We start from the raw sequence: 25,930 nt of genomic DNA on the forward strand, positions 1-25,930 counted from the left end.
TTACCGCTCTTCGCGACTTTCGGGGCAGTGGCGAGGCGGTCGAGCGGCGGGCCGGTGCGCCGGGTGGCGGCGCACCTGGGCCGGTCAGCGCTCTTCGGGGGTGGCGACCCGGGCGGCCCGGGCGGCCTCGGCCGCGGCGAGCGCGGCGTCCACGGCCGCGTCCTCCTTGGCCTTGTTGGCGCCGCCCTGGTTCTTGACGATGGTGACGATCAGGGCGGTGAAAAGCACCGCCATCACCAGCGGCGGCACGATGGCCGAGATGTAGTCCATGCCGCCCAGCGTAGCCACCCCCGTTCGCGCTAGGCGGAGCGGGCCTCGTCCGGTTTGCGGTCCCGCCGGTTCGGCGGCCAGATCTCGGCCGGGGTGGGGGTGCGACGGCCCGGGTCGCGGGGTTCGGCGGCGGGCGGCGGGGTGGCCGGTTTCGGCTTGGCACCCGGGGTCGGGGCCGGCCGCGGCTTCGGATCGTCGGCGGCTCCGGCCGCGGTGGCGGCGGCCGGCAGGGGCAGGGTCAGCAGGCGGCGCGGGGCGGGCATGTGGGCCTCCAGACGCTGGCGTACGTCGTTCTCCGCGAGGGTTTCGCAGCGGCGCAGCAGGGCGGTGCGGCGGTGGTGCTCCGGGGTTCCGCTGGGCAGTACGCGCAGCCGGCGCAGTGCGGCGAGGTCGTCAGGACCGGGCAGGTAGCCGCCGGCGAGGGCGGTGGCGAGGCGGTCCAGATAGCCGCTCACCGCGCCGGGCAGTGCCAGCCGGTAGCGGTGCAGCTCGGCCTGCTGGAAGGCGCGCATCCGGCCCGCCTCCCGTACGGCGTCCTCCAGGCCGTCCGCGAGCCGCAGGCAGTCCTGCACGTACTCCGCGGGGCGGGGCGCGACCACCAAAGTGGGCACCCCCGCCCTTCTGTGCGGGCCCAGCACCTCCGCGAGCGCGCGCCGCAGCACGCGCACCTCGTCCGCGCTGAACGCCATTCCCCCTCGGTTTCCATGTGGCGTTGGCATGCATGGACATTAATCGTTAAGCGGACAAACCTCACGTATCGCCGCGCGGCTCGCCGGGAAGCCGCGCCGTCCGCGCGGCTGCGCGGCTACCCGGTCGGCGGGGCTGTCCGCGCGGCTGCGCGGGCGGCAGGGCTGTCGGCGGGGCTACGCGGTCGGCGGGGCGTTGCGGGCGTAGACCAGCCGCAGGCCGATGAGGGTGAGCCAGGGCTCGTGCGCGTCGATGAGGGACGCCTCGCCCAGCACCAGGGGCGCGAGGCCGCCGGTGGCGATGACGGTGACGTCGTCGGGGTCGTCGGCCAGCTCGCGGGCCATCCGCTCGGCGATCCCGTCGGCCTGTCCCGCGAAGCCGTAGAGGATGCCGGACTGCATGGCCTCGATGGTGTTCTTGCCGATGACGCTGCGCGGCCGGGCCAGCTCGATCTTGCGGAGCTGGGCGCCGCGCATGCCGAGCGCGTCGACGGAGATCTCGATGCCGGGGGCGATCGCGCCGCCCACGTACTCGCCGCGCGAGGAGACCGCGTCGAAGGTGGTGGCGGTGCCGAAGTCCACCACGATGCACGGGCCGCCGTAGAGGTGCACCGCGGCGAGCGAGTTGATGATCCGGTCGGAGCCGACCTCCTTGGGGTGGTCGACCAGGATCGGCACGCCGGTCTTCACGCCGGGCTCGACGAGGATCGCCGGCACGTCGCCGTAGTACCGCCGGGTCACCTCGCGCAGTTCGTGCAGCACCGACGGCACCGTGGAGCAGATCGCGATGCCGTCGATGCCGTCGCCGAGGTCGCCGAGCAGCGGATGCATGCCCATCAGGCCCTGCAGCAGGACCGCCAACTCGTCGGCGGTGCGCCGTGGATCGGTGGAGATCCGCCAGTGCTCCACGATCTCCTCGCCGTCGAAGAGCCCGAGCACGGTGTGGGTGTTGCCGACGTCGATGGTGAGCAGCATCCGCCTCTACGCTTCCGCTCGCAGGTCGAGGCCGATGTCGAGGATCGGGGACGAGTGGGTCAGCGCGCCGACCGCCAGGAAGTGCACCCCGGTGTCGGCGTAGGCGCGGGCGGTGTCCAGGGTGAGCCGGCCGGAGGACTCCAGCAGCGCCCGGCCGCCGACGATGGCGACCGCCTCGGCGGTCTCGGCGGGCGTGAAGTTGTCCAGCAGGATCAGGTCGGCGCCGGCCTCCAGCACCTCGCGGACCTGGTGCAGGGTGTCCACCTCGACCTCGATCGGCACGTCCGGGAACTCCTCGCGGACCAGCTTGAAGGCCGCCGAGACACCTCCTGCGGCGACCACGTGGTTGTCCTTGACCAGGGCCGCGTCCGACAGCGACATCCGGTGGTTGGCGCCGCCGCCGCAGCGCACCGCGTACTTCTCCAGCGCGCGCAGGCCCGGCGTGGTCTTGCGGGTGTCGCGCACCTGCGCCTGGGTGCCGGCCAGGGCGTCGGCCCAGGCGCGGGTGGCGGTGGCGATGCCGGACAGCCGGCACAGCAGGTTCAGCGCGCTGCGCTCGGCGGTGAGCAGGTCGCGGGTGCGGGTGCGTACGGTCAGCAGCTTCTGCCCGGCGGTGACCCGGTCGCCGTCCTCGACGTGCCGCTCCACCTCGAACTCGTCGGTGCACACCACCGACAGCACGGCCTCGGCGACCCGCAGCCCCGCCACGGTGCCGTCCTCCCGCGCGGTGAAGTCCCCGGTGGAGAACGCCTCCTCGGGCACGGTCGCCACCGTGGTGACGTCCACGCCCTGGTCGAGGTCCTCCTCGATCGCCATGTGCGCGATGTCCTCGACCTGTACGGGGTCCAGGCCCGCGTCGATGATCAGCGCGGCGAGGTCCGGGTCGAGGCCGCACTCCAGCGGGTCCAGGTCGTACGGGTCGTGGGCGTCGCCGCAGCCGCAGCCGTCACCGCAGCCGCCCGCGGAGTCGGCGGGGGGCGGGCCGAGCGTCGGCAGCGGGAGGGCGACGGGCTGAGGCCGATCGGGGCCCACGGGGCCAGCGGGGGGTGTCACGGAAGCTCCTTCGTGTGCTGCGTGCGTTGCTGCGGGCGTTGCTTCGTCCACTGCTCGTGCGTGCTGCCGCGTCCCACGGCCGCTTCGTGCCACCGCGTCCCACGGCTTCGTCCGCTTCTCACGGCCGGGTCCGCCGGAGGGTGGGGGCGGCCCCATCATCCCCGATCCCGGCGGCCGGGGTGACCGCCGCCGGAAGCGGGCCGGGACGGGTGGCCGGCAGGGCCGGGCCGTCGGTGGCGCGGACGTCCAACGTGCCGTGCGGGGTGAGCCGGACCACCAGGTGGCGGCGCCAGTCGCGGTCGTCGCGGTCGGGCCGGTCCTCGCGCCAGTGGCAGCCGCGGGTCTCCTCGCGGCGCCGGGCGGCGGCCACCAGCACCCGGGCCACCAGGCCCAGGTTGGTCGCCTCCCACGTCTCCACGCACGGCTCCGCGGTCTTGCCGTCCCGGTCGTACGCCTCCACCGCCGCGGTGTGCAGCCGCTCCAGGGCGCCCGCGGCCGTCGCGAGGCTGTCCGCGCTGCGCAGCACGCCGGCGCCCGCGGTCATGATCCGCTGCACCTCGTAGCGCGCCTCGGAGGCCAGCAGCGGGGCGTCGGCGGGGGCCGGCGGAACCGGCTCGCCCGGCACGGGCCGGGTGCCCGCCATCACGTCGGCGGCGATCCGCTCGGCGAAGACCAGCCCTTCGAGCAGGGAGTTGGAGGCGAGCCGGTTCGCGCCGTGCACGCCGGTGCAGGCGACCTCGCCGCAGGCGTACAGGCCCGGCACGGTGGTCCGCCCGCGCAGGTCGGTGCGCACCCCTCCGGACGCGTAGTGCGCGGCGGGCGCGACCGGGATCGGCTCGGTGACCGGGTCGATGCCGTGCGCGCGGCACGCGGCCAGGATGGTCGGGAACCGCTCGGCCCACATCCGCGCGCCGAAGTGCCGGGCGTCGAGGTACATGTGCTCGGCACCGGTCTCCTGCATCCGGCGCATGATGCCCTTGGCGACGATGTCGCGCGGCGCCAGCTCGGCCAGTTCGTGCTGCCCGACCATGAAGCGCACGCCCTCGGCGTCGATCAGGTGCGCGCCCTCGCCGCGGACCGCCTCGGACACCAGCGGCTGCTGGCCCTCGGCGTCCGCGCCCAGCCACAGCACGGTCGGGTGGAACTGCACGAACTCCAGGTCGCTCACCTCGGCACCGGCCCGCAGCGCCAGCGCCACACCGTCGCCGGTGGACACAGCGGGGTTGGTGGTCGCGGAGAAGACCTGCCCCATCCCGCCGGTGGCCAGCACGACCGCGCCCGCGCGCACCGCCCCCACGCCGTCCCGGGCGCCCGCGCCCATCACGTGCAGGGAGACGCCGGCGGTACGGCCCTGGGCGTCGGTGAGCAGGTCGAGCACGAGGGCGTTCTCGACGAACTCGATGCTCCCCTCGGCAGCGGCATCGGCATCGGCAGCGGCTGCGGTATCCGTGCCGGCGGCGGCAGCCACCGGAGCCGTGTCGGCGGCCTGGTCCTGAGGGTGGGACGCCCCGGCGTCCACCACCGCGGCGATCAGCGCGCGGGACACCTCGGCGCCGGTCGCGTCACCGCCCGCGTGGGCGATGCGGCGGCGGTGGTGGCCACCCTCGCGGGTGAGCAGGATCGTGCCGGCCGCGTCGGTGTCGAAGTGGGCGCCGGTCGCGATCAGCCGGCGGACCGCGTCCGGGCCCTCGGTGACCAGGACCCGCACCGCGTCCTCGTCGCACAGGCCCGCGCCCGCCACCAGGGTGTCGTCCAGGTGCTGGGCCGGGGTGTCGCCGTCGCCGAGCGCGGCGGCGATGCCGCCCTGCGCCCAGCGGGTGGAGCCGTCGTCCAGATGCGCCTTGGTCACCACGATGACCTTCGCGCCGGCCGCGGCGCAGCGCAGCGCCACCGTCAGCCCCGCCACACCCGAGCCGACCACGACCACGTCGGAGTCGAGCGACCAGCCGGGGGCGGGGGCGTGCAGGCGTATGCCGGTGGCGTCGCCGGGGCCGGCGGAACCGGCGGAGGAGGTGGTCATTCGGGGGCTCCGAACTCCAGGGGGAGGTTGTCGATCAGACGGGTGCCGCCGACCTTGGCGGCGACGGCCAGCACGGCGGGGCCGGTGTGGTCCGGCGCGGCCTCGGTGAAGGTGGCGGGGTCGATCAGCGCGACGTAGTCCAGCTCGACCGGAGGTTCGGCCGAAGCGGCGGCGTCCAGGACCGCGCGGGCGGCGCGCACCGTCGCCTGCGGGCCGCGCGGGGCGGCCTCACGGCCGGTGAACAGCGCCCGGGACAGCTCGCGGGCCGAGATCCGCTCGGCCTCGGACAGGTAGCGGTTGCGGCTGGAGCGCGCCACGCCGTCGCCCTCTCGGACGGTCGGCACGGCGACGATGTCGACCGGGAAGTTCAGGTCGGTGGCCATCCGGCGGACCAGCGCGAGCTGCTGGGCGTCCTTCTGCCCGAAGAACGCGGCGGTCGGCGTCACCCCGGGCCCCGGCGGAAGCGGGTTCGTCAGGTGCAGCAGCTTCGCGACGACCGTGAGCATGCCGTCGAAGTGGCCGGGCCGGGACGCGCCCTCGAACCGCTCCCCCATCGGGCCGGCCGTGATCCGCACCTGCGGCGGGCCGCCCGGGTACACCTCGTCGGTGTCCGGCGCGAAGACGAAGTCGGCGCCCGCCGCCTCGGCGAGCTTCACGTCGGCCTCCAGGGTGCGCGGGTAGCGGTCCAGGTCCTCGTGCGGCCCGAACTGGAGCGGGTTGACGAAGACCGTGACCGTGACGACGCCGCTGCCGGCGTGCGCGCGGGCGGCACGGATCAGGGCGGCGTGGCCGTCGTGGAGCGCGCCCATCGTCATGACCACGGCCGCGGCGGGGGCCAGGTCGCGGGCGTGGTGGACGAGTCGGGTCATCGGGTCCCCCCGTCGGCGAGGGCGCCCAGCAGCGCCTCCGCGTATTCGGCCTTGAGCATTCCGTTGGCGAGCGCGCGGTCCGCGGTGGCGCGGGCCATCGCCACGTACGACGCGACGGTCTCCGGTGCGTGGGTGCGCAGTTCGGTCAGGTGGGCGGTGACCGTGCCGGCGTCGCCGCGGGCCACCGGGCCGGTGAGGGCGGCGTCGCCCGAGCGCAGCGCGTTGTCGAGCGCGGCGCCCAGCAGCGGGCCGAGCATGCGGCCCGGCTCCTGCACGCCGGCCTGCCGCAGCAGGTCCATCGCCTGGGCGACCAGCGTGACCAGGTGGTTCGCGCCGATCGCGAGGGCCGCGTGGTACAGCGGGCGGGCGGACTCCTCGATCCACTCGGGCTCGCCGCCCATCTCGATGACCAGCGCCAACGCGGCCGTACGCAGCTCGCCCGGCGCGGTGACGCCGAAGCAGCAGCCGGCCAGGCGCTGCACGTCGACGGGCGTGCCCGTGAACGTCATCGCCGGGTGCAGCGCGAGCGGCAACGCCCCGGCACGCAGCGCGGGCTCCAGTACGGAGGTGCCGTACCGCCCCGACGCGTGCACCAGGAGCTGGCCCGGTCGTACGGCGCCGGTCTCGGCCAGGCCGCGCACCAGCGCGGGCAGCGCGTCATCCGGGACGGTCAGCAGCACCAGGTCAGCCCGGGCCAGCACCTCGGCGGGCTCCACCAGTGGCACGCCCGGCAGCAGCGCTTCCGCGCGGCGGCGGGACGCCTCCGACACTCCGCTGGCGGCCACGGGGTGGTGCCCCGCTAGCTTCAGCGCGGCGGCCAGTACGGGGCCGACTCGCCCCGCACCCACCACGCCCACGGTGAGCCTCGCCGGCTTCTCCTCCACCACGCCTCCCAGCCTCGGCGACCCCCTTCTCGTCAACCTTACGCGAACAGGGTGCCCCTGACCCCCGGGCGCCCCCGTCCCCTTCGTCACAGGGCCCCGCGGTGGGCGGCCGGTCCCCCGGCCGGCAGGACGGGGGCGCCCGGGGGGTCCGGTCACGGCAGAGCAGAATCGGGGGATGGATACGACGGAACAACTACGGGCCCGGCGACGCGCTGCCGTGGAAGCGTGTTCGCGGGTGCTGGCCTTCGGCCACGACCGCACGCTGCGGGAGTGGACCGCACGGCTCAGCGAGGACGCCACCACCGCGGGGGTGGACCTGGACGCCCCCGCGGACCTGTACGGGAACGGCGTGGTGGAGGAACTGGAAGCGAGGGTCGCCACCCTGCTCGGCATGGAGTCCGCCGCGTTCTTCCCGACCGGCACGATGGCCCAGCAGGTGGCCCTGCGGGCGTGGGCCGGCCGGACCGGGAACCCCACGGTCGCCCTGCACCCGCTCGCGCACCCGGAGATGTACGAGCGGGACGCGCTGCGCACGGTGAGCGGGCTGCGCACGGTGCACCCGACGAGGGCCCCGCGGCTGCCGGACGCGACCGAAGTACGCGACTTCGAGGAGCCGTTCGGCACCCTGATGCTGGAACTCCCGCTGCGCGACGCGGGGTTCGTGCTGCCGACCTGGGAGGAGCTGGGCGCGACCGTGGCCGCCGCCCGCGAGCGCGACGCGGTCGTGCACTTCGACGGCGCCCGACTGTGGGAGTGCGCACCGCACTTCGGCCACACGCTGCCGGAGATCGTCGCGCTCGCCGACAGCGTGTACGTGAGCTTCTACAAGTCGCTCGGGGGGCTTTCGGGCGCCGCGCTCGCCGGCTCGGCCGACTTCGTGGCGGAGGCGAAGGCGTGGCAGCACCGCTACGGCGGCCGGCTCGCGCACCAGTTCCCGGCGGTGCTGTCCGCGCTGGCCGGCCTGGAGCGGGAGTTGCCGCGGCTGCCTGAGTACGTCGCGCACGCGAAGACCGTGGCGCGGGCGCTGCGCGAGGGTCTGGCGGACGCGGGGGTGACGCTGCCGCGGGTGCACCCGGCCGAGCCGCACACCCACGAGTTCCAGCTGTGGCTGCCGTACCCGGCCGAGGCGCTGGACGACGCCGGGCTGCGGATGGCCGAAGAGACCGGGATCAGCCTCTTCGGCCTGCGGCGCTTCATGGAACCCGGGCCGCCCGGGCTGTCGATGACCGAGGTCTCCGTGGCCGGGTCCGCCCTCGACTGGACGGACGCCGACATCCGCGCGGCCGCGGCGGCGTTCGCCGAACGGCTGGGCTGACCGGCCGTTCGGAACGGCCGGGCGAACCCGGGCTCCCGGACCGTATGACCCCCATGTCCATACGGTCCGGCCCGGTGGCGCCCCAGGCCGCGCGGCCTCGTCGGCCGGCCTCGTCGTCGGCCCCGCCCACCGGGCCGGATCAGTCCGCCACCCGGATCAGCAGCTTGCCGGTGCTGGTCCGCGACTCGACCAGCACATGCGCCTGCGCGGCGTCCGCCAGGCCGAACTCCGCGCTGACCGGCAGCTCCACCCCGCCCTCGGTGACGGTGTGGAACGCCCGGTCGGCCATCACGCGCAGCAGCGCCGGATCGGCGGCGGCCAGCCCGAGAAGGGAGAAGCCGCCCACCGTGAGGGCCGTCGGCATGACGTCCTCGGCGCCGATCCGCCACGGCTCGGCGCCCCCGGCGTTGCCGAAGGAGATCAGCCGGCCGAACCGCGCGACCACCGCCTTCGTACGGCGGAAGGTCTCGCCGCCGACCGGGTCGAGGGCGATGTCCACACCGCGGCCGCCGGTCGCGGCCAGCACCTCCTGGTCGAAGGTGTCGATGGTGAACACCTGGTCGTAACCGGACTTGAGGGCGTGCTCGGCCTTCTCCAGGCTGGAGACGACCCCGTAGACCGCGCTGGCGCCGCCGGCCCGGGCGAGCTGGCCGGCGACGGTGCCGACCCCGCCGGCCGCGCTCTGCACCAGGACGGTGTCGCCCTCGCGGAGCCTGGCCACCTCGTGCAGCAGGCCGTACGCGGTCGGCAGCACGCTGGGCAGGGTGGCGGCGGTGCGCAGGTCGATGCCGCCGGGGAGGACGAAGACGGCGGAGGCGGGGGCGACCACCACGTCGGCGTAACCGCCACCGTCGAGGAAGGCGGCGACCTCCTGGCCGGGGGTGAACTCGCTGACGCCGTCGCCGACTTCGCGGACCAGGCCGGAGACCTCGAGGCCCGGGCGGAAGGGCAGTTCCGCCACCCGGTAGCCGATGGAACGGGCCAGTATGTCGGCGAAGTTGACCCCGGCGTAGGCGATGTCGATGGTCACCTGGCCTGGCCCCGGGCGTGGTTCGGGCACGTCGACGAGGGTGAGTACCTCGGGTCCGCCGAACTCCTCGATGACGATGGCGCGCATGTGGTGCTCCCCCTAGCTGGTCGGCCACCGCGCCGAGGTGCTGCGGGCGCGGCGCCTACGGTCGGTCCGTACCTGGTCGGGTGTTGCCGCTGTGCCGGTGTGAACTGAGTGCATTCTTCCCTGGGAACTCCCCTGTGCCGCCTGCTTGTTCCCGACCTTCACCGGAAGATCACCGCACTGGAGGCTCACTGCGCGCCGCCGCCTCCCGCGCGCACCAGGCCGGACTCGTAGGCGAGCACCACCGCCTGTACCCGGTCGCGCAGTTCGAGCTTGGTGAGGATGCGGCCGACATGGGTCTTGACCGTCGCCTCGGACAGCACCAGCTTCCTGGCGATCTCGCCGTTGGACATGCCCTGGGCGACCAGCAGCAGCACCTCGCGCTCGCGCTCGGTGAGCCGGTCGATCCCGGGGTGGCCGGCGGGCTCCGCCGCGTTGGGCAGCATCGGGGTGAAACGGTCCAGCAGCCGGCGGGTGGTGCTCGGGGCGACCACCGCGTCGCCGCTGTGCACCGCGCGGATCGCGGTCAGCAGTTCGTCCGGCGGCACGTCCTTGAGCATGAACCCGCTGGCGCCCGCCTTGAGCGCAGTGAAGGCGTACTCGTCGAGGTCGAAGGTGGTCAGGATCAGCACCCGGGGCACGGCGGGCGACCCGGCGCGGGCCGCGTCCTGGGCCGCGCCGCGGTCCGTGTGGCGGTCGCCGCCGCAGATCCGGCGGGTGGCCTCCACGCCGTCCATCCGGGGCATCCGCACATCCATCAGCACCACGTCGACCCGGGTGTGCCGGAGCACCTCAAGCGCCTCGGCGCCGTCGCCCGCCTCGGCCACGACCTCCATGTCCGGCTGGGCGGCGAGCACCATCCGGAAGCCGGTGCGCAGCAGCACCTGGTCGTCAACGAGCATGACGCGGATCGCCATCGGTCGGGGTCCTTTCGTGGTCGGGTGGTGGGGTCGCGAGGTGCCGCGGCGGCGGTCAGGGGACCGTCAGGGGCCGCCGCCGGTGCCCGGGGCGCACGGGGGCGGCGGCGGGGTCCGGCGGGCAGCAGGGGCGCGACGGGGCGGCAGCGGCCGGGAGAGTCATCCGGCGCCGCGCAGCGGCAGCACCGCGCTGATCCGGAAACCGCCGCCGGGGCGCGGCCCCGCCGTGAGGGTGCCGCCGACCATGCCGATCCGCTCCCGCATGCCGATCAGCCCCTGGCCCATGCCGTCCCGGCCGCCCTGCGCGTACAGCTCGCGCCGCGCGCCCCGGCCGTCGTCCTCGATCAGCAGGTCGAGCGAGGCGTCCCCGAAGCCGAGCAGCACGCTGGCGCTGGCGCCGTCGCCGCCGTGCTTGCGCACGTTGGTCAGCGCCTCCTGCACGATGCGGTACGCGGTCAGCTCGACGCCGCTGGACAGCGGGCGGGCCTGCCCGGCCACCTCGAAACGCACCGGCAGGCCGGCGCCGCGCACCTGGTCGATAAGGTCCGCGAGTTGGTCGACGCCGGGCTGCGGGACGTACTCGCCGCCCGCGTCGTCCCCGGCGCGCAGCAGCCCGAGCAGCCGCCGCATCTCGGCGAGCGCCTGCCGTCCGGTGGTCGAGATCGTGGAGAGGGCCTGCTTGGCCTGGTCCGGCGCGGCGTCCAGCACGTACGCGGCGCCGTCGGCCTGGACGACCATCACCGACACGTTGTGCGCCACCACGTCGTGCAGTTCCCGGGCGATACGGGCCCGCTCGGCGGCCACCGCCGCCTTCGACTGGGCCTCGCGCTCCCGGTGCAGCCGCGCGGCCCGCTCCTCCAGCTCGGCGTAGTACGCCTTCCGGGTGCGCAGGCGGTCGCCGACCACCCAGGACAGCGCGAAGATCACGGTCAGGAAGAAGGTCTGGAGCAGCGTGGTCCAGATCGTGGAGTACTCGGTGTGCGGCGGCCAGCGGAGCATCGACACCGGCGCGGCGGCCAGGCCGCCGATCAGGGCGAGCCGGGAGGACCAGCGCGCGCCGTTCGACGCGCAGGTGTAGATGATCACCAGGAAGGCGAAGTTGCCCGGGTTGGCGTGCACGTCCAGGAGGAGTTGCAGCAGACCGACGGCCACCGCGAGCAGCAGCAGCCGCTCCGGGGCCTTGCGGCGCAGTGCGACGACGGCGGCCAGCGCGAACGACAAGGGGATCGCGGCGAGGCGGGCCGGCCTCGAAGGGGTGCTGTCCACGACGACCCACAGCGCGCACGACACCAGCAGGACGACGGCCCAGAAGCTGTCGACCCACGTCGGGTGTCGGCGGAAAAAGTCGTAGACGCGCTGCACATAACCCAGCGTAGGCATGGCAACCCGTCGCGGGGTCAGCCCCCAGAGCGATCCGCGCTACTCCCCAAGGTGGACCTCCGGTCGGGTCGGCCGCTTCCGGGGCGCCCCCGCGGGCGGCGGTGCCCTCTTCCCGAGGAGAGGGTGCCCCGCTCCCGGAGCGACGGTGCCCCACCAGGGGCGCTGGGGGCACATCCTCGGGGGGAGTTCCCCACGCCCCTGGACGGCGGCCGTCCGCCCGCCTGGGCAGCCCTGCCCCGGGGAGGGGGCGCCCTCAGCCCGCGCGGCGGTGGTTGGGGCGGGAGGTGGAGCGCGCGCGCTTCTCGACGTACATGCGTTGGTCGGCGGAGTGCAGGACCTCCTCCGCGGTCATGCCGCAGCCGGCCCAGCCGATGCCGAAGGAGGCGCCGACCCGGACCGCGCGGCCGTCCACGCGGATGGGCGGGATGATCGCGTTGCGCAGCCGCACCGTGAGGTCGGTGGCGTCCGCCGGGGCGAGCCCGTCGGCGAGGACCACGAACTCGTCGCCGCCGAGCCTGGCGACGGTGTCGCCGTCGCGGACGGCCCCGGTGAGACGGCGGGCGACCTCGATGAGGACGGCGTCGCCGGTGTGGTGCCCGAACCGGTCGTTGATGGACTTGAAGCCGTCGAGGTCGCAGAAGAGCACGGCGAGCCCCTTGCCGGCCGCTTCCTCGTCGCCCTCGTCGGGCGCGACCGTGTGGACGTGGGAGTCGAAGGAGAGCGGCGCGGCCAGTTCGTCGGGCCCGTAGCCGTAACTGAAGGCGAAGCCGTCGCCGCCCTCGGGCTCGGCGGGCAGCCCCGAGGGGTCGGCGGGGCCGCGCTCCTGCGGGTGCGAGCACAGCCGTGCGGACAGCCGGGACCGCAGTTCCGCGCTGTTGGGCAGCCCGGTCAGGGAGTCGTGGCTGGCGCGGTGGGCGAGCTGGAGCTCGCGGCTCTTGCGCTCCTCGATGTCCTCGACGTGGGTGAGCAGGAACCGCGGCCCGTCGGTCGTGTCGGCGACCACCGAGTTGCGCAGGCTTACCCATACGTAGCTGCCGTCGCGCCGCGCGAGCCGCAGCTCGGCCCGGCCGCCCTCGGCGGATGTGCGCAGCAGCAGCCCGACGTCCTCGGGGTGCACCAGGTCGGAGAAGGAGTAGCGCCGCATCACGGAGGCGGAACGGCCCAGCAGGCGGCAGAGCGCGTCGTTGGCGCGCAGCAGCTTGCCGTGCTGGTCGCCGCCCATCTCGGCGATGGCCATGCCGCTCGGGGCGTACTCGAACGCCTGCCGGAAGCTCTCCTCGCTCGCCCGCAGCGCCTGCTGGTCGCGCTCCAGCCGGACCAGGGCGCGCTGCATGTTCGCCCGCAGCCGGGCGTTGCTGATCGCGATGCCGGACTGGAAGGCGTACATCTGGAGGGCCTCACAGCCCCAGGGACCGGGGTGGCGGCCGCTGGTGGGCCGGTCGACGGATATCACCCCGATCAGCTCGCTGCCGACCGTCTGGGAGGCGTACATGGGCGCGTAGAGGCGGTCGCCGGGGTGCCACTCGTCGGGGAAGCGGGGCAGCGGGCCCTCGGTGTGCCACTGCGGCACGTCGTCGTCGATCAGCACCCAGCCCTCGGTGTGCGGGATGAAGCGCAGGGTGCCCCACTGCTCGCCCATGGCCAGCCGGCGGTCCCAGGACGCGCGCGAGCCGACCCGCCCGGACAGCAGCGCCTCGCCCGCCGCGCTCCCGGCGAACGCGGCCACCACGAGGTCGCCGTCGGGCCGGACCAGGTTCACGGCGGCCAGTTCGTACCCCAGGCCGCGGACCACTCCGTCGGCGACCGCCTGGAGCGCGTCCGCGAGGCTGCGCGCGGTGTTGAGGTCCGCCACGACCTGATGGAGCTGACGCAGGGTCGCGAGACGGACATACGGCTCCGACTCGGTGTCCATGCCCTAGTGCCCTCCCCACGGGTCCGGCGGCAACTCCAGCGAGGTTTCCCATGCCCCGGTCGCCGTAGCGACCGCGTCGTAATTCACAGTCTTCCAATTACAACGCCACTGAATCACAGCGAGCTGTCCAGTCGGTACACAGGGTCAACAATTCCTGCCGCTTGTGACTCAAGTCACACCCACAGGTAGGCAGTTGAGTACAGAACGTAGAGCACCGGTCCTAGGACCCGATACCCGCGCGGGATGGGACCGCAGCCCGATGCGACGCCTTCCTACCGGCCCGTAACGTAGGGAAACGTGCTTCACACTCCGCCTGGACGGCATCCTGGGACCACCATGGGTCAGACCGTCAGCACCGATGACTTCCGCGCCGCCATGACACGCCTGTCCGCGGGCGTCGTCCTCATCACCGCGCACGACCCGGAGGACGGGCCGCGCGGCGAGGACGTCGGCATGACCGCGACCGCGTTCATGTCCGTGTCGCTCGAACCGCCGCTGGTACTGGCCAGCGTGCGGGTCGGGTCGCGGATGGAGGAGCTGCTCGACCGGCAGCCCCGGTGGGCGGTGTCCGTGCTCAGCGAGAGCCAGCGGCACATCGCCGGGCGGTTCGCGATGCGCGGGCGGATCAGCGACCGGCTGCTGTTCGAGGACGTGTCCTACTACCGCGGTGAGGCGTCCGGCGCCCCCATCCTCGGCGGCGCCCTGGCGATACTCGAGTGCGAGACCGAGCAGCATGTGCTCGCGGGCGACCATGTGCTCGTCATCGGCCGGGTGCTGACCGCCCGCACGCCGAGCGCCGAGGGCGGCCCGCTCACCTATTTCCGCGGCCGCTACCGCTTCCTCTCCTGATTGCTCACCTGGCGGCGGGCGGGGCCGGGTCCTGGCCATCCGGGTCCCGGACGGCCGGTCCTGGATAGCCGGGTCCCGGATGGGCGGGTCGCCGGACGGCCGGGTCGCCGGACGATTCGGTCCAGAACCGCTCAGTCCCAGGCGCCGCCGCGGCCCTTCTTCGTCTGGCTGCGCTGCTTCTTCTCGCGCAACCGCTTCTCGTTGATCCCCCGGGGGATGCGGGTGGGGCGGCGCGTCTTGGGCGGCGGGGCGGTCGCCTGCGCGAGGATCGCGGCCATCCGGGCCGCGGCCGTCTCGCGGTTGCGCCACTGCGAGCGGTGCTCCGACGCCCGCACCGTGAGCACCCCGCCCACCAGGCGGCCCGACAACCGCTCCAGCGCCCGCGCCCGCCACACCGGCGGCAGCGACTCGTTGGCCGCGAGGTCGAACCGCAACTCGACCTGGCTGTCGCTGGTGTTCACATGCTGGCCGCCGGGCCCGGACGAGCGGGAGAAACGCCACATCAGCTCGGCCTCCGGAACGGAGACCGAGCCGCGAATGATCAGTGGCCCGGGCATGACTCCATGATCCCGCCACCACCCCCTCCGCGTCACGGGGATTTCCCCGCCGGATCGGAACCGTACGAACCCCCCTTGGCGTTCAGACGGGTGACGGTAGTTTCGTCCGGAACACCTACGACCACACAAAGGGGACTTCCCATGGCGGTAAGCCTGACCAAGGGCGGCAACGTCTCACTGACGAAGGAGGCGCCCGGTCTGACCGCCGTCACCGTCGGCCTCGGCTGGGACGTCCGGACCACCACCGGCACGGACTTCGACCTCGACGCCAGCGCGATCGCGGTGAACGCGACCGGCAAGGTCTACTCGGACGGCTTCTTCGTCTTCTTCAACAACAAGCAGAGCCCCGACCAGTCCATCGTGCACACCGGTGACAACGTCACCGGCGAGGGCGACGGCGACGACGAGCAGATCAACGTCAACCTCGCCGCGCTGCCGGCCGACATCGACAAGGTCGTCTTCCCGGTCTCGATCTACGACGCCGAGACCCGCAGCCAGAACTTCGGCCAGGTCCGCAACGCCTACATCCGCGTCCTCAACCAGGCCGGCGGCGCCGAGATCGCGCGCTACGACCTGAGCGAGGACGCCGCCACCGAGACCGCCATGGTCTTCGGCGAGCTGTACCGGAACGGGGCGGAGTGGAAGTTCCGCGCCATCGGCCAGGGGTACGCCTCCGGCCTGGTCGGCATCGCGAGCGACTTCGGCGTCAACCTCTGACCACTCGACGTCCGACCGCTCGACGTCTGGACCGCTCGACCTCTGACCGCTCGACCCCTGGCCGCGCTCAGCGGTTCGGCGGACCCGCGGACGGCTCCCCCGCCCGGCATCTCCGGTGCGACGGGAGCCGTCCGCGTGTTCGCCCTCAGCGAACATGGGGGGCCGGCGGCGCGGTTCGGCGGAGCAGTCGGCCGATCGGACCGATCGGTCGCATGATCGGCCTGCCGTCCTTGGGAACTCCTTTACGCTTCCGATGAGTTCTCGGTAGGGAACAGCGACGAACCGTACGACCGCAGCGCGGCCCCGTACCGACACACGCTCAGGAGAGACGCCATGGCACTGTGGGACCGCTTCAAGGAATCCGCCCAGGGCATGCAGACACAGCTCAACGCGAAGAAGAACGACCTCAAGAGCGGCGCCTTCCGCGACGCCAGCATGGCGATCTGCGCGCTGGTGGCCGCGGCCGACGGCAGCGTCGCGCCCGAGGAGCGGCGCCGGGTGGCCTCGCTCATCGCGAGCAACGACGTCCTGCAGAACTTCCCGGCCGCCGACCTCCAGCGCCGTTTCGACGACTACCTCGACCGGCTGGCCGCGGACTTCGACTTCGGCAAGGTGGCCGTGCTCCAGGAGATCGCCAAGGTGCAGAAGAAGCCTACCGAGGCACGGGCGGTCATCCAGATCGGTATCGTCATCGGCGGCGCGGACGGCGTGTTCGACAAGTCCGAGCAGGGAGTGGTACGCGAGGCGTGCTTCGCGGTGGGCCTCAACCCCGCGGAGTTCGACCTCTGACGCGGGGAGGGCCGGTGGATGCCGGATGACGAGGAACAGGCGCTGGCGGTGTACGAAGCGCTGCGCCAACTGGGCAGCGCACTGCCGGGCGAGATGGGCCGCGCGACCGACCTCGACCAGGAGCGGGCCACCGCGGCACTGGGGCGGCTGACCGAACTCGGCCTGGTCCACGGGCGCCCCGACGGCCAACTGGAGCCCGTGGAGCCCGACACCGCGCTGGTGCGCGCCATGGACGTGTACCACCGGGCCGCCGAGGACCACGCGAGCCGAGCCGAGTCCTTGTACCGGGCCACCCAGGCCCTCCTCTACGTCTACCGGCCCGCCGTCGAGCGCGTGTCGAACAAGGTGGAGATCGAGTCCATCACGGACCCCCGGGCGAAGGTGCGGATGGTCGCCGCGATGAACGCGATCGCCCAGACCAGCGCCGACTCGTTGCACCCGGGTCCCATGCCGCCGATGGAGCTGCTGGAGCTGTCCATCGAGCAGGACACCCAGATGCTCAAGCGGGGTGTGCGGCTGCGCGCGATATACCCGGAGGCCGTTCTCCAGTCGTCCAAGCACCTCCGGTACCTGGAGCGGTTGTCCGGCCTCGGCGTGGCGGTCCGGCTCCTCGACCACGCGCCGTTCGACATCCTGCTCCAGGACCGGGAGGTGGCCTGCCTGCCGGCGAATCCCGATCACCCCGGTGGTTCGCCGATGCTGCTGGTCCGCAGCACCAAACTGGTGTGGCCCCTCCAGGTGATCTTCGAGGACTACTGGCTGCGCGCCGTCCCGCTGGCGGACGCGGCCTCCTCCGGCACCGACACGTCGGTCTTCACCCCGCAGGAGCGGGTGGTGATCCGGCTGATGGCCACCGGTCTGAGCGACGACCAGATCGCCCGCAAGATGGGCGTGCACCGTCGCACCGTGCAGCGGGCGGTGGCGAAACTGATGGACCGGCTGCACGCCGGAAGCCGCTTCGAGGCGGGCCTGAAGCTCGGGCAGGACAAGGGCTTGGCACGGGTGCTGCCGCCGAGCCGGAGCGGGTCCGGCGTGGCCGTCGGCTGAGTCGGCCGAGTCGGGGGCGGCGGTGGCTGTAGCTGCGGCGGTGGCTGTGGCTGTGGCCGGGGCTGTGGCCGGGGCTGTGGCCGGGGCTGTGGCGGGCGAGTCGCCTGGGTGGGCCGGCTGTCCGGCCGCTCGTTCCCGTGCGGTGGACGCGCGGGAACGAGCGGCACTGGGGGCCGTTGGGCCGGTCGGCCCCCATGACGTCCGCCGAGGACTCCCCCCCGGGCGACCGGGCGAGCAGACCGGTCGTGCCCTCGGCGGCACCCGGCCACAGCAATACGGGGAAACCGCGGCCGGCGGCGCCAAGGCGCCTCGGCACCTTCGGGAGGCGGGGAGTCACGCCGCGAGGTGCCGTACTGAATTGATATCCGAACAAGCCAGGGGATGCCTAGCTGCGTTTGGCCTCCTCCATCCCGGACGCACGTCTCCAACCCCACCACGACCAGGGATTTCGTCCTTCGACGGGCAGCCTTGTCCAAAAAGCGACACGTACCAATATGGACACCCGAACCCGCGTCTGTGACGACGATGCGGCAGCCGGGACTCCGGTGGAGACTTGGCGGGGGAAGGGAACCACCAGGCGCTGTCCCGCCGTCACTCATCGTCGGAGAGCGCGGTGGCACCGCGGTCGTGGGGGAGATGAAGCGGATGGAAGAGTCGGCGGACAAGGCTGCGGAGACGGCCGAGGAGACGGCTGCGGAGACGGCCGAGGAATCGGGTTCCGGGGATTCCGGCCCGGGCGATTCCGGCCCAGGGGATTCGGGCTCAGACGATTCCCGCCCAGGGGATTCGGGCTCAGGGGATTCCCGCCCGGACGATTCCGGCGCGGAGGGCCCCGACTCTGATCCCGACCCCGGCCTCGGCTCAGGCTCCACGTGGTGGCGCCGGCACCCGCGTTGGACCGCAGGGGTGGCGGTGGCGGCCGTGGTGGCCGGGGCGTTCAGCGGCGGATGGTTCGCCGCGCCGCCGGACCACACGTACACACCACAGGTGGCGGCCTCGCAGCCGGTCACGGTGACCGCCGCACAGGCCCACCAGGGCGTGTCCTCCTGGCCGACGCTCGGCAACCGGCCGAACGACCGCGGCCCGGGGCACGCGGCCATGGAGATCCTGCTCTCCAACGGCTTCGGCCCGCACTCCTGGGTCAACTACCCCGACTTCAGGCCCGATTCACAGACCCCCCTCGTCTACGACAACCACCACCCGAGCGGCGAGATCCTGTTCTCCGGCACGGTGCCGCATCTCCCCCACGTGACCCTGGTGTCGACCGGCGGCGAACTGCTGCAGTACGAAAGCGGCCCCGGAGCAGGGTCGGAGAAGATCGTCTACCGCGCGCCCGCGCCCTGGGACGACACTCCCTTGTTCAGTCCACCGCTCGCGCTCAACTGGGAACACCAGTCGGGCGCGCCTTTCCCGCTGGCCATACCGCCGTGGCTGACCCACGTCCAGGTCGAGGGCTTCGACGGCAAGGATCTCGGCTGGCGGCCCCTGAAGGTCACCGACGGACTCAGCGCCCCTGTCCCCCCGTTCGGCTACCGGTCGACCACCGTCGGGGGCCAGCACATCGTCGACATGCACAGCGACTGCGGGATCGGTGCGCTGATCCAGGCCGATGACACGTCGTTGGGCAAGCCCCGCAAGGTCACCTTCGTCTACGCCCCGGGCTGGCCGTACGCGGTCAGCCTCACGTACGCGCCGTCCAACGCCGATCTGCCCGGACCCGCCGGGCCGGCGCCGCTCGACCAGCCCTACATCCGCCGGATGGCCGGAGATCTGCTGTGCGGGACGTCCGGCATGGACGAGGGAGATCCCCCGGCCTCGGAGGTCGAGTGGACCCAGGAGTGGCACGGCACCACCTCCCCCGACGGTGAGGTGGCAGTGGTCCAGCAGAAGGTCTCGTATCCCTCCGGCGGTGACTACGGCGAGGACTCCCGCAGTGGACTGCTGGAGGTCGGCATCGACAAGGCGTCGGTCTACACCGACCTCGGCTCGAACTACGACACTTCCGGTCGCTACGCCCCCGCGGTCTCCATCGGCTGCGTCACCGATGCGGGCGGGCTGACGGTGGTCGGCCCCACCACCGCCACCACCGTCACCCTGGTCGACCCACTGGCCGGACGGCACTGGTCAGGGCACGGCCACGTGCTCAAGGTTCCCAAGGGCCAGTTGCCGAAGAAGGGGACCTACCTGGCCGCGATGGCGGTCACGCCGGGGAAGAACGGCGGCACTGACACCAGGGACTGCGCGGCGCCGTAACGCCCTGCCGGGCGGGCGGGCGGTCGGGCGGACGGCTGGCCGGGCGGGCGGTCAGGCGCGCGGACGGGTGATCCAGCGGTCAGGCGATCCAGCGGTCGGGCGGCGCGGCCAGGCTCGCGTATGCCTTGACGGTTATATACCCGATGGGGAATATTAGGTCGTATGGACACCGCGGTGTGGGGCGCGCTCGCCGACGAGAACCGGCGGGCGATACTCGGCCGGCTGCTGACCGGCCCGCAGCCCGTCGGCGAACTGGCCGAACGGTGCGGGCTGAGCCAGCCCAGCATGTCCAAGCACCTGCGGGTGCTGCGCGAGGCGGGACTGGTCCGCGTGCAGGTCGACGCGCAGCGCCGGGTGTACGCCCTGGAGCCCGCGCCGATGGCGGAGCTGGACGCGTGGCTGGCACCGTACCGGCGGCTGTGGAACCGGAGTCTGGACGCGCTCGGCCGCCGCTTGGACGAGGCGCACGCGGGTTCCGTCGAGCGGTCCGCGCCGGCTGCGGCCGATCCCGAGGAGCGGGCTCCGCTCACGCCACCGACGCGACCGGCACGCCCGACACCGCCGAGGCAACCGAGGCAACCGAGGCAACCGAGGCAACCGAGAGACAGGAAGCAGCCATGAACGTCATCGACCCCGGCAGCTACCTCGAACTGGACGGCGGACGGTCCGCGGTCCGCTTCGAGCGTGTCTACGACCACCCGATCGACCGGGTGTGGGCGCTGGTGAGCGAACCGACCGAACTGGCGCACTGGTTCCCGTTCCCCCGGATCACCGTCGACCTGGCGGTGGGCGGCGAGATCACCTTCGCCGGCGACCCCAACATGCCGGACATGGTGCTGACCGGCGAGGTCACCGCGGTCGACCCGCCGCACCTGTTCGCCTTCACCTGGGGCGGCGACGAGTTGCGGTTCGACCTGACCCGGCTGGACGGCGCCCGTACCCGCCTCACCCTCACCGACTTCCTGGAGAGCCCGGACGCGGCGGCGCGCAACGCGGCCGGCTGGGACCTGTGCCTGGCCGCCCTCGACGCCCGAGCGGCGAGCGAGACCGCGGGCTCGGTAGCGGGCGAAGCAGCAGGTGAAGCGGCCGGCGCGGCGGCGAACCGACGATCCGGCGAGCGGCCCGCGCGGCAGCGGCGCAGCGGCCCGCCGCCCACCTGGCAGCGGCGCTACGACGCCTACGTCGCGGCGGGCATGCCCAACGGCGCCCCGTTCCCCGGCAGTTCCTGACCCGCCGCGGGAACGAAGGTCGCCGGGTGGCAGTAGGGCAGCGGGTCGATCGCCCGGTCGGTGCAGAACCGCGCAATCAGGTCGCCGAGTTCGTCGCTGCGCTCCACCGGCAGGAGGTGGTCGGCCTCCTTGACGGTGGTGAACCAGGCACCCTCCAGGCAACGCGCGGCGGCCAGGCCCATGGCGGGCGGCGTCAGCGTGTCGTGCTCACCCGTCAGCACGAGCGCGGGCACGCGGGGCGCCGGCCGCGGCACGTACCAGTCGTGGGACATCAGACGGTGGTTGTGCTCCACGTCCATCCGCACCTCCTCGGCGCTGCGCCCGGCGAACTGCCGGTACAGCAGCCGGGACACGGCGGCGTACCGCCGTACGGTCCCGGTGCCGGGCGGGGACATGAAGCGGTCCACCAGCTCGCGGGCGATGTCGTCGCTGCGGCCCTCGGCGAGCATCGCCATCCAGCGCGGCACGCAGTCGGTGTAGTCCTTCGGCAGGTCCCTGGTCATGCCGACCAGCATCAGCCGCCGTACCCGATCGGGGTGGCGCTGGGCGAAGCGCAGCCCGATCGCGCCGCCGAAGCAGGCGCCCAGCAGGTTCGCCCGGGAGACCCCGAGGTCGTCGAGGGTCCCGAGCACCGCGTCGGCGAGGAAGTCGATGCCGTGCCGGGCGGGCAGGAAGGCGGCGCCGCCGTATCCGGGCAGGTCGATGGTGATCACATGGCCCAGCGGGAGCAGCGCGCGCTCGAACCGGGTCCAGGACAGCCGGTCCTGGGAGGAGCCGCCGAGGATCAGGAACGGTTCGGTGCTCGGGTGCTCGCACCAGGCGACCCGGGAGACGAAACGGAAGCCGTCGGCGCTGAGTTCGCGTTCCTCGACCCCGCGGTGGCCGACGCACCCGGATGCTTCGCGGTCGGACGGTTCGCGGTCGGACGGTTCGCGGTCGGGCAGTTCGCGGTCAGGTCGCTCCGGTTCCGGCCGCCCGAACCCCGGTTGCCCGGGACCCGTTTGGCCGGGACCCGTTTGGCCGGGCAGCGCGGCCCGCGTCGTAGCGATTGTCATACCGGGACACTCCTGGTTTTTCGGGCAGGGCGAACTGCATCCCTATCACGGTCGGGCCCCCTCGGTGGCACCCCCGGGCGGGCGCCGCCGACGTACGCCAGTGCCAGCCGTACGCGGTCGGCATCGACCTCCTCGGCGCGCCGGTCCGAGCCGACCGCGTATCCCGCGGGCGCGCGAGAACGCCCCCGTGCGACCCGACCGGTGGGACGGGACGCACGGGGGCGCGGTGCACGTCGTGCCCGTCCGACGTACAGGGCGAGCGGACGGCGCTATACGGGTGCGGGTGCGGGTGCGGGCGTGCGGCTCAGCTCGGCACCTTCCAGTTCTGCGCCGCCGAGCCGTTGCAGCCGTACAACTGGAGCTGGGTACCGTTGGCCGTGGACGAGTTCGGGTCGTCGAGGCACAGCCCGGACTCCGGGTTGACCAGCGATCCGTTCGAGCCCGCGGTCCACTGCTGGGCACCGCTGCCGTTGCAGGTCCACAGCTGAATCAGCGTGCCGTTGGTGGTCCCGCTGTGGTCGGCGTCCAGGCACTTGCCGAGGGTCCGGAGCGTGCCGTCGGCGGCGACGATCCAGTCCTGCGCATAGGTGCCGTCGCAGCCCCAGATCTGGACGTGGGTGCCGTCGGCGGTACCGGAGGTCGCGTCGTCCACGCACAGGTTCGACCCCACCCCGGCGGCGATCGGGCCGATCTTCGGCGAGACCGGCGCCGTGGTGTCACCGGCGTACGACGGCGGGGCCGCGGACGCCGCCGTCGCCCAGGAGGTGTTGGCGGTGGTGCCAAGGGTGTAGTCGAGCGTGCCGCCCGCGGTGATCGCCGTGGTGGGGGCGTAGGCGTTGTTCCAGGCCGTACCGTTCCACGTCGCGGACTGCACGTAAGGGGCGTTGTCGGCGGCGCCGTTACCGTTGATCGTGAGCGTGTTGCCGGACGGCAGCGTGACCACGACCTGGGTGAACAGCGGTGAGCCGAGGGCCAGATCGGACGTGCCCGGAGTCTCGGGGTACATGCCGAGCGCGGCCCAGACGTACCAGGCGCTCATCGCACCCAGGTCGTCGTTGCCGTCGGCCAGCCCTCCGGGGGTGTTCGCCCAGATCTGGTCCTGGATCGCCCGCACTGTGCCCTGCGTCTTGTAGGGCGCGCCGGTGTAGTCGTACTCCCACGGCAGTTCGATGCTGGGCTCGTTGCCGACCCAGGCGTAGCCGTCGTCACCGGTGAAGCTGCGCAGCGTGGTGTCCAGGTAGTCGTTCATGGCCGCGTTGCCGCCCTTGGCCTTCGCCAGGCCGCCGATGTCGAACGGCACCATCCCGGTGTAGATCCAGGAGTCGGCCTCGACCATGTCGGTGCCGCTGGTGGGGTCGAAGCCGCCGGTCCAGGAGCCGTCCGCGTTGCGCGGCTCGACGAAGCCGGACGCCGGGTTGAGCACGTTGCGCCAGTCCTGCGCGCGATTGGCGTACGTCTTCTGGTTGCCGGTGTCGCCGAGCGCACCGGCGAAGGCCGAGAGCGCGAAGTCGGCGGTGTTGTACTCCAGCGTCGTGGCCACCGGGCCGTAGAAGTTGCAGCAGCCGTAGCTGCCGTCGTGCGGCATGTATCCGGGCGAGTTCAGGTAGTTCAGGCCCGGCCGGTCGTTGTTGGTCTTGCTCGCCTGAGCGACCATGTCCGCCAGCGCGGTGGCGGTGTCGAACTTCGTGGCGCCGAAGGCGTGGTAGTCCGCGAGGATGGCGTCCGCGGGGTCCCCGACCATGACGTACGACTCGCCGTTGTCCTCGGACCACTTGGGGAAGATCCCGGTCTGCGCGTAGTCGTCGACCATCGACTGCGCGGTGTCCGAAGCGGCCTGCGGGTCGACCAGCGCCTCGAGTTGGGCCTGGGAGCGGTAGATGTCCCAGCCGGAGTAGTTGGCGTACGCCGCGCTGTGGCCGGAGTCCACGGTGTGCGTCTTGCCGTCGAAGCCGTAGTACTGGCCGTTGGTGTCACTGATCACGTTCGGGTGCAGCAGCGAGTGGTAGAGCGCGGTGTAGAAACTCTGCTGCTGCGCGGAGGTCCCGCCCGCGATCTGCACCTTGCCGAGCGCGCTGTTCCAGGAGCCCTGCGCGGCGGTGCGGGTCGCGTCGAAGTCCCAGCCGCTGTTCTCCGCCGTGCGGTTGGCGACCGCGTTGGCGACCGACACGTACGACACACCCACCTTGGCCTGCACGACCGGGTTGGACGTGGTGTTGAACGTGACGTACCCGTTCGACGCGGCAGCGTCCGGCGACTTCGATGTCGCGGCCTTCGGCGCCTTGCCGTGCAGCACCGGCTTGTTGGGCTTCTCGGCGGCGTTCTTGGAGGTCTTGCCCGACGTCGCGGGTGCGGTCGCCGACGGCTTCACGACCGAGCTTCCCTGCGACGCGAACGGCTGGTCGAAGACCATGTCGAAGTACACGGTGTACGTGTTGCCCGCGCCGCAGAAGTGCCCGCTGGTGACCTGACCGCTCACCTCGGTGTCCGAGACCTTGGTGAACTGCGTCGACGTGTCGCCGTTCTGGCTGCCGTTCAGCTTGAAGACCAGGTTGGACTGGGTACTGGACGGGAACGTGAAGCGCGCCATCCCGCTGCGCGTCGTAGCGGTCAGCTCGGTGGTCACCTGATTGTTGAGCGTGACCTTGTACGACCCAGCGGACGCCGACTCGTTGGAGTGCGAGAACGCGTCCGTCGCGCCCGTGTTCACCGCACCCACCGTGGGCAGCACCGGTACGTCACCGGCCGCACCGCAGCCGGGCCCGGCGATATGGGTGAGGCTGAAACCGGTGATCGTCGAGTCGTTGTACTCGTAACCACCACCGGACGGACGCGACGGCGTGTCCGGGCTCCACTGCACCATGCCGAACGGCACGTCGGCGCCCGGGAAGTCGTCGGCCTGGTTCGAAGTCCCGATGAACGGGTTGACCAGGGTGGCCGGCGACGTGACGAGCGCGGCCTTCCCGGCCGCCGACGCGGGAGTACACATCCCGGCCACGGCCAGCGCCGCAGCCGCGAGCACGCCGATCACGGCCGCTCCGGGTGGTCTCGACAGTCGTGTCATCGCGGGTACTTCTCCTCTGCTCGTGAGTTCGACATCGTTGTCTGGCTCCACAGGAGCGCGACTCCGGAGTGATAAGCGAGATCCGACAACGTTGTCAGGCCATACGGAGATGGAACGCGTGCTGATGCGAGTGCGTACATGGGGGGACTCCGGGGCTCAGGGGCGCCCAAGGACGCCGACGAGAGGAGAGCGCTCTCGGCGAAGTTAGCCACGCGGCAGGAACACGTCAATGACCCGTGCAAGCGGTCGGACCAATGAGGGGGTGGGGCTTCGCGGCGGGATTCGCGGCGGGGTTGGGGGCACCGGGGGCGGGGGCGGGGATGGTGCGGCTTGGGGGGTGTCGGCGCAGAGTGCGGCAACGTAGGTGGTTGGTGCGACGCTTGGGAGTGTTCGGGCGGGTTGTTCGGGGTCGGGGGCGCGTCATCCGATGTCTGGCGCGGGGGGCGCGGGGCGCGTGCGGCGGGGGGCGGGAGTGCAGGAGAGCGTCCGGCGGCGTGGACGGCGACGACATCGGACAAGAGATCGGACAACAGAAGGGCAGAGCGGACCGCGATCAGCAGCGACACGACGGCCGCAGGCAGACGTCGCGCTGCCCGCACACGTCGCCCAAGTCGGCGCGGTCGCAGGGCAGAAGGCTTCAGCGCAGGCCCGCGCAGCGGCTGATCGAGGTCGGACTACGCCTCGCCGCCTTCCACTCGACGTCGCCCTCGATCAGTCGGCCGACGGCGAAGCCGACCGCCCCGAGCGCGGCCACGAGTATGAACGCGCCGAATCCCCCGAACCACCCGACAAAGGCCAGCGCCATGCCCACCAGCAACCCGATAACTGCCCTACTCATACTTCACCTCACATGATGTGCCAACTCCGGACTTGGACGAGGAACCGAACCTCATGGCGAACTCGGATCTGAGTCTGAGTCTGAATCCCGGGACCGATGCCGACCTGGGCCTCTGGATTGCGCGCTTCGGCTCCGAGGCC

Annotated in this window: 22 protein-coding genes and 1 pseudogene; 8 read left to right on the plus strand and 15 right to left on the minus strand. The window is 72.7% G+C overall.

Annotated features, from left to right (window positions below; genetic code table 11):
• Positions 1-84: 84 nt before the first annotated feature.
• From OG896_RS16200 to OG896_RS16230, 7 genes are all read right to left on the minus strand, one after another.
• On the minus strand, positions 85-270 hold the full coding sequence (locus OG896_RS16200) for a hypothetical protein (protein WP_328467645.1): 186 nt from the start codon (positions 268-270) through the stop codon (positions 85-87).
• 29 nt (positions 271-299) lie between these two features.
• Positions 300-959 carry a hypothetical protein gene (locus OG896_RS16205; protein ID WP_329366123.1) on the minus strand — a complete coding sequence of 220 codons (660 nt, stop codon included), beginning with the start codon at positions 957-959 and terminating at the stop codon, positions 300-302.
• 174 nt (positions 960-1,133) lie between these two features.
• On the minus strand, positions 1,134-1,931 hold the full coding sequence (locus OG896_RS16210) for a type III pantothenate kinase (RefSeq protein WP_328467641.1): 798 nt from the start codon (positions 1,929-1,931) through the stop codon (positions 1,134-1,136).
• 6 nt (positions 1,932-1,937) lie between these two features.
• Positions 1,938-2,927: a carboxylating nicotinate-nucleotide diphosphorylase gene (gene nadC, locus OG896_RS16215; RefSeq protein ID WP_443057252.1), complete on the minus strand. Its 990-nt coding sequence runs from the start codon at positions 2,925-2,927 to the stop codon at positions 1,938-1,940.
• Positions 2,928-3,102: 175 nt separating this feature from the next.
• Entirely contained in the window at positions 3,103-5,004 is a 1,902-nt protein-coding gene (locus tag OG896_RS16220) for an L-aspartate oxidase (RefSeq protein WP_329366128.1), read from the minus strand.
• Entirely contained in the window at positions 5,001-5,873 is an 873-nt protein-coding gene (gene panC, locus OG896_RS16225; RefSeq protein WP_329366130.1) for a pantoate--beta-alanine ligase, read from the minus strand. The genes OG896_RS16220 and panC overlap by 4 nt, the downstream gene beginning before the upstream one ends.
• A complete protein-coding gene (locus OG896_RS16230) occupies positions 5,870-6,760 on the minus strand; it encodes a Rossmann-like and DUF2520 domain-containing protein (RefSeq protein ID WP_443057057.1) in 891 nt (296 codons plus the stop codon). Before OG896_RS16230 ends, panC begins: the two co-directional genes overlap by 4 nt.
• Before the next feature lie 172 nt (positions 6,761-6,932).
• Between OG896_RS16230 and OG896_RS16235 the strand changes: the two genes are divergently transcribed.
• Positions 6,933-8,072 carry a threonine aldolase family protein gene (locus tag OG896_RS16235; RefSeq protein WP_329366132.1) on the plus strand — a complete coding sequence of 380 codons (1,140 nt, stop codon included), beginning with the start codon at positions 6,933-6,935 and terminating at the stop codon, positions 8,070-8,072.
• Positions 8,073-8,211: 139 nt separating this feature from the next.
• Here the strand turns inward: OG896_RS16235 and OG896_RS16240 are convergent, their stop codons facing one another.
• The 4 genes from OG896_RS16240 to cdgB all read right to left on the minus strand — a co-directional run bounded on the left by OG896_RS16240 (position 8,212) and on the right by cdgB (position 13,395).
• Positions 8,212-9,189, minus strand: a complete 978-nt coding sequence (locus tag OG896_RS16240) for a quinone oxidoreductase family protein (protein ID WP_329366133.1) — start codon at positions 9,187-9,189, stop codon at positions 8,212-8,214.
• Between the two features lie 185 nt (positions 9,190-9,374).
• Positions 9,375-10,103: a response regulator transcription factor gene (locus tag OG896_RS16245; protein ID WP_329366135.1), complete on the minus strand. Its 729-nt coding sequence runs from the start codon at positions 10,101-10,103 to the stop codon at positions 9,375-9,377.
• A 159-nt stretch (positions 10,104-10,262) separates the two neighbouring features.
• Positions 10,263-11,465 carry a sensor histidine kinase gene (locus tag OG896_RS16250; RefSeq protein WP_329374058.1) on the minus strand — a complete coding sequence of 401 codons (1,203 nt, stop codon included), beginning with the start codon at positions 11,463-11,465 and terminating at the stop codon, positions 10,263-10,265.
• A 271-nt stretch (positions 11,466-11,736) separates the two neighbouring features.
• A complete protein-coding gene (gene cdgB, locus OG896_RS16255) occupies positions 11,737-13,395 on the minus strand; it encodes a diguanylate cyclase CdgB (protein WP_329366137.1) in 1,659 nt (552 codons plus the stop codon).
• 336 nt (positions 13,396-13,731) lie between these two features.
• Here cdgB and OG896_RS16260 point away from each other — a divergent pair, with 336 nt between their 5' ends.
• Positions 13,732-14,244, plus strand: a complete 513-nt coding sequence (locus OG896_RS16260) for a flavin reductase family protein (protein ID WP_328467624.1) — start codon at positions 13,732-13,734, stop codon at positions 14,242-14,244.
• A 131-nt stretch (positions 14,245-14,375) separates the two neighbouring features.
• Here the strand turns inward: OG896_RS16260 and arfB are convergent, their stop codons facing one another.
• Positions 14,376-14,801 (minus strand): alternative ribosome rescue aminoacyl-tRNA hydrolase ArfB, encoded by a 426-nt coding sequence (gene arfB, locus OG896_RS16265; RefSeq protein WP_328467622.1) that lies wholly within the window; start codon positions 14,799-14,801, stop codon positions 14,376-14,378.
• Positions 14,802-14,942: 141 nt separating this feature from the next.
• Here arfB and OG896_RS16270 point away from each other — a divergent pair, with 141 nt between their 5' ends.
• The 6 genes and pseudogenes from OG896_RS16270 to OG896_RS16295 all read left to right on the plus strand — a co-directional run bounded on the left by OG896_RS16270 (position 14,943) and on the right by OG896_RS16295 (position 20,836).
• Positions 14,943-15,518 (plus strand): TerD family protein, encoded by a 576-nt coding sequence (locus OG896_RS16270; RefSeq protein WP_328467620.1) that lies wholly within the window; start codon positions 14,943-14,945, stop codon positions 15,516-15,518.
• 333 nt (positions 15,519-15,851) lie between these two features.
• Positions 15,852-16,307 carry a tellurite resistance TerB family protein gene (locus OG896_RS16275; protein ID WP_328467618.1) on the plus strand — a complete coding sequence of 152 codons (456 nt, stop codon included), beginning with the start codon at positions 15,852-15,854 and terminating at the stop codon, positions 16,305-16,307.
• 18 nt (positions 16,308-16,325) lie between these two features.
• Positions 16,326-17,354, plus strand: a complete 1,029-nt coding sequence (locus tag OG896_RS16280) for a helix-turn-helix transcriptional regulator (RefSeq protein ID WP_329366142.1) — start codon at positions 16,326-16,328, stop codon at positions 17,352-17,354.
• A 912-nt stretch (positions 17,355-18,266) separates the two neighbouring features.
• Positions 18,267-19,607 carry a hypothetical protein gene (locus OG896_RS16285; protein ID WP_329366144.1) on the plus strand — a complete coding sequence of 447 codons (1,341 nt, stop codon included), beginning with the start codon at positions 18,267-18,269 and terminating at the stop codon, positions 19,605-19,607.
• A 162-nt stretch (positions 19,608-19,769) separates the two neighbouring features.
• A pseudogene (locus tag OG896_RS16290) lies at positions 19,770-20,069 on the plus strand (ArsR/SmtB family transcription factor); the annotation flags it as partial.
• 155 nt (positions 20,070-20,224) lie between these two features.
• On the plus strand, positions 20,225-20,836 hold the full coding sequence (locus tag OG896_RS16295) for an SRPBCC family protein (RefSeq protein ID WP_329366148.1): 612 nt from the start codon (positions 20,225-20,227) through the stop codon (positions 20,834-20,836).
• Here OG896_RS16295 and OG896_RS16300 read toward each other — a convergent pair.
• From OG896_RS16300 to OG896_RS16310, 3 genes are all read right to left on the minus strand, one after another.
• The gene (locus OG896_RS16300; RefSeq protein WP_329366150.1) at positions 20,785-21,891 is read right to left on the minus strand and encodes an alpha/beta fold hydrolase; all 1,107 of its coding nucleotides are present in this window, start codon (positions 21,889-21,891) and stop codon (positions 20,785-20,787) included. The two genes, OG896_RS16295 and OG896_RS16300, sit on opposite strands and share 52 nt — an antisense overlap.
• A 304-nt stretch (positions 21,892-22,195) precedes the next feature.
• Positions 22,196-24,952, minus strand: a complete 2,757-nt coding sequence (locus OG896_RS16305) for a lectin (protein WP_329366152.1) — start codon at positions 24,950-24,952, stop codon at positions 22,196-22,198.
• Between the two features lie 637 nt (positions 24,953-25,589).
• Positions 25,590-25,790 carry a hypothetical protein gene (locus tag OG896_RS16310; protein ID WP_329366154.1) on the minus strand — a complete coding sequence of 67 codons (201 nt, stop codon included), beginning with the start codon at positions 25,788-25,790 and terminating at the stop codon, positions 25,590-25,592.
• Positions 25,791-25,930 lie beyond the last annotated feature (140 nt).

It is taken from the genome of Streptomyces sp. NBC_00669 (assembly GCF_036226785.1).
Classification (GTDB): domain Bacteria; phylum Actinomycetota; class Actinomycetes; order Streptomycetales; family Streptomycetaceae; genus Actinacidiphila.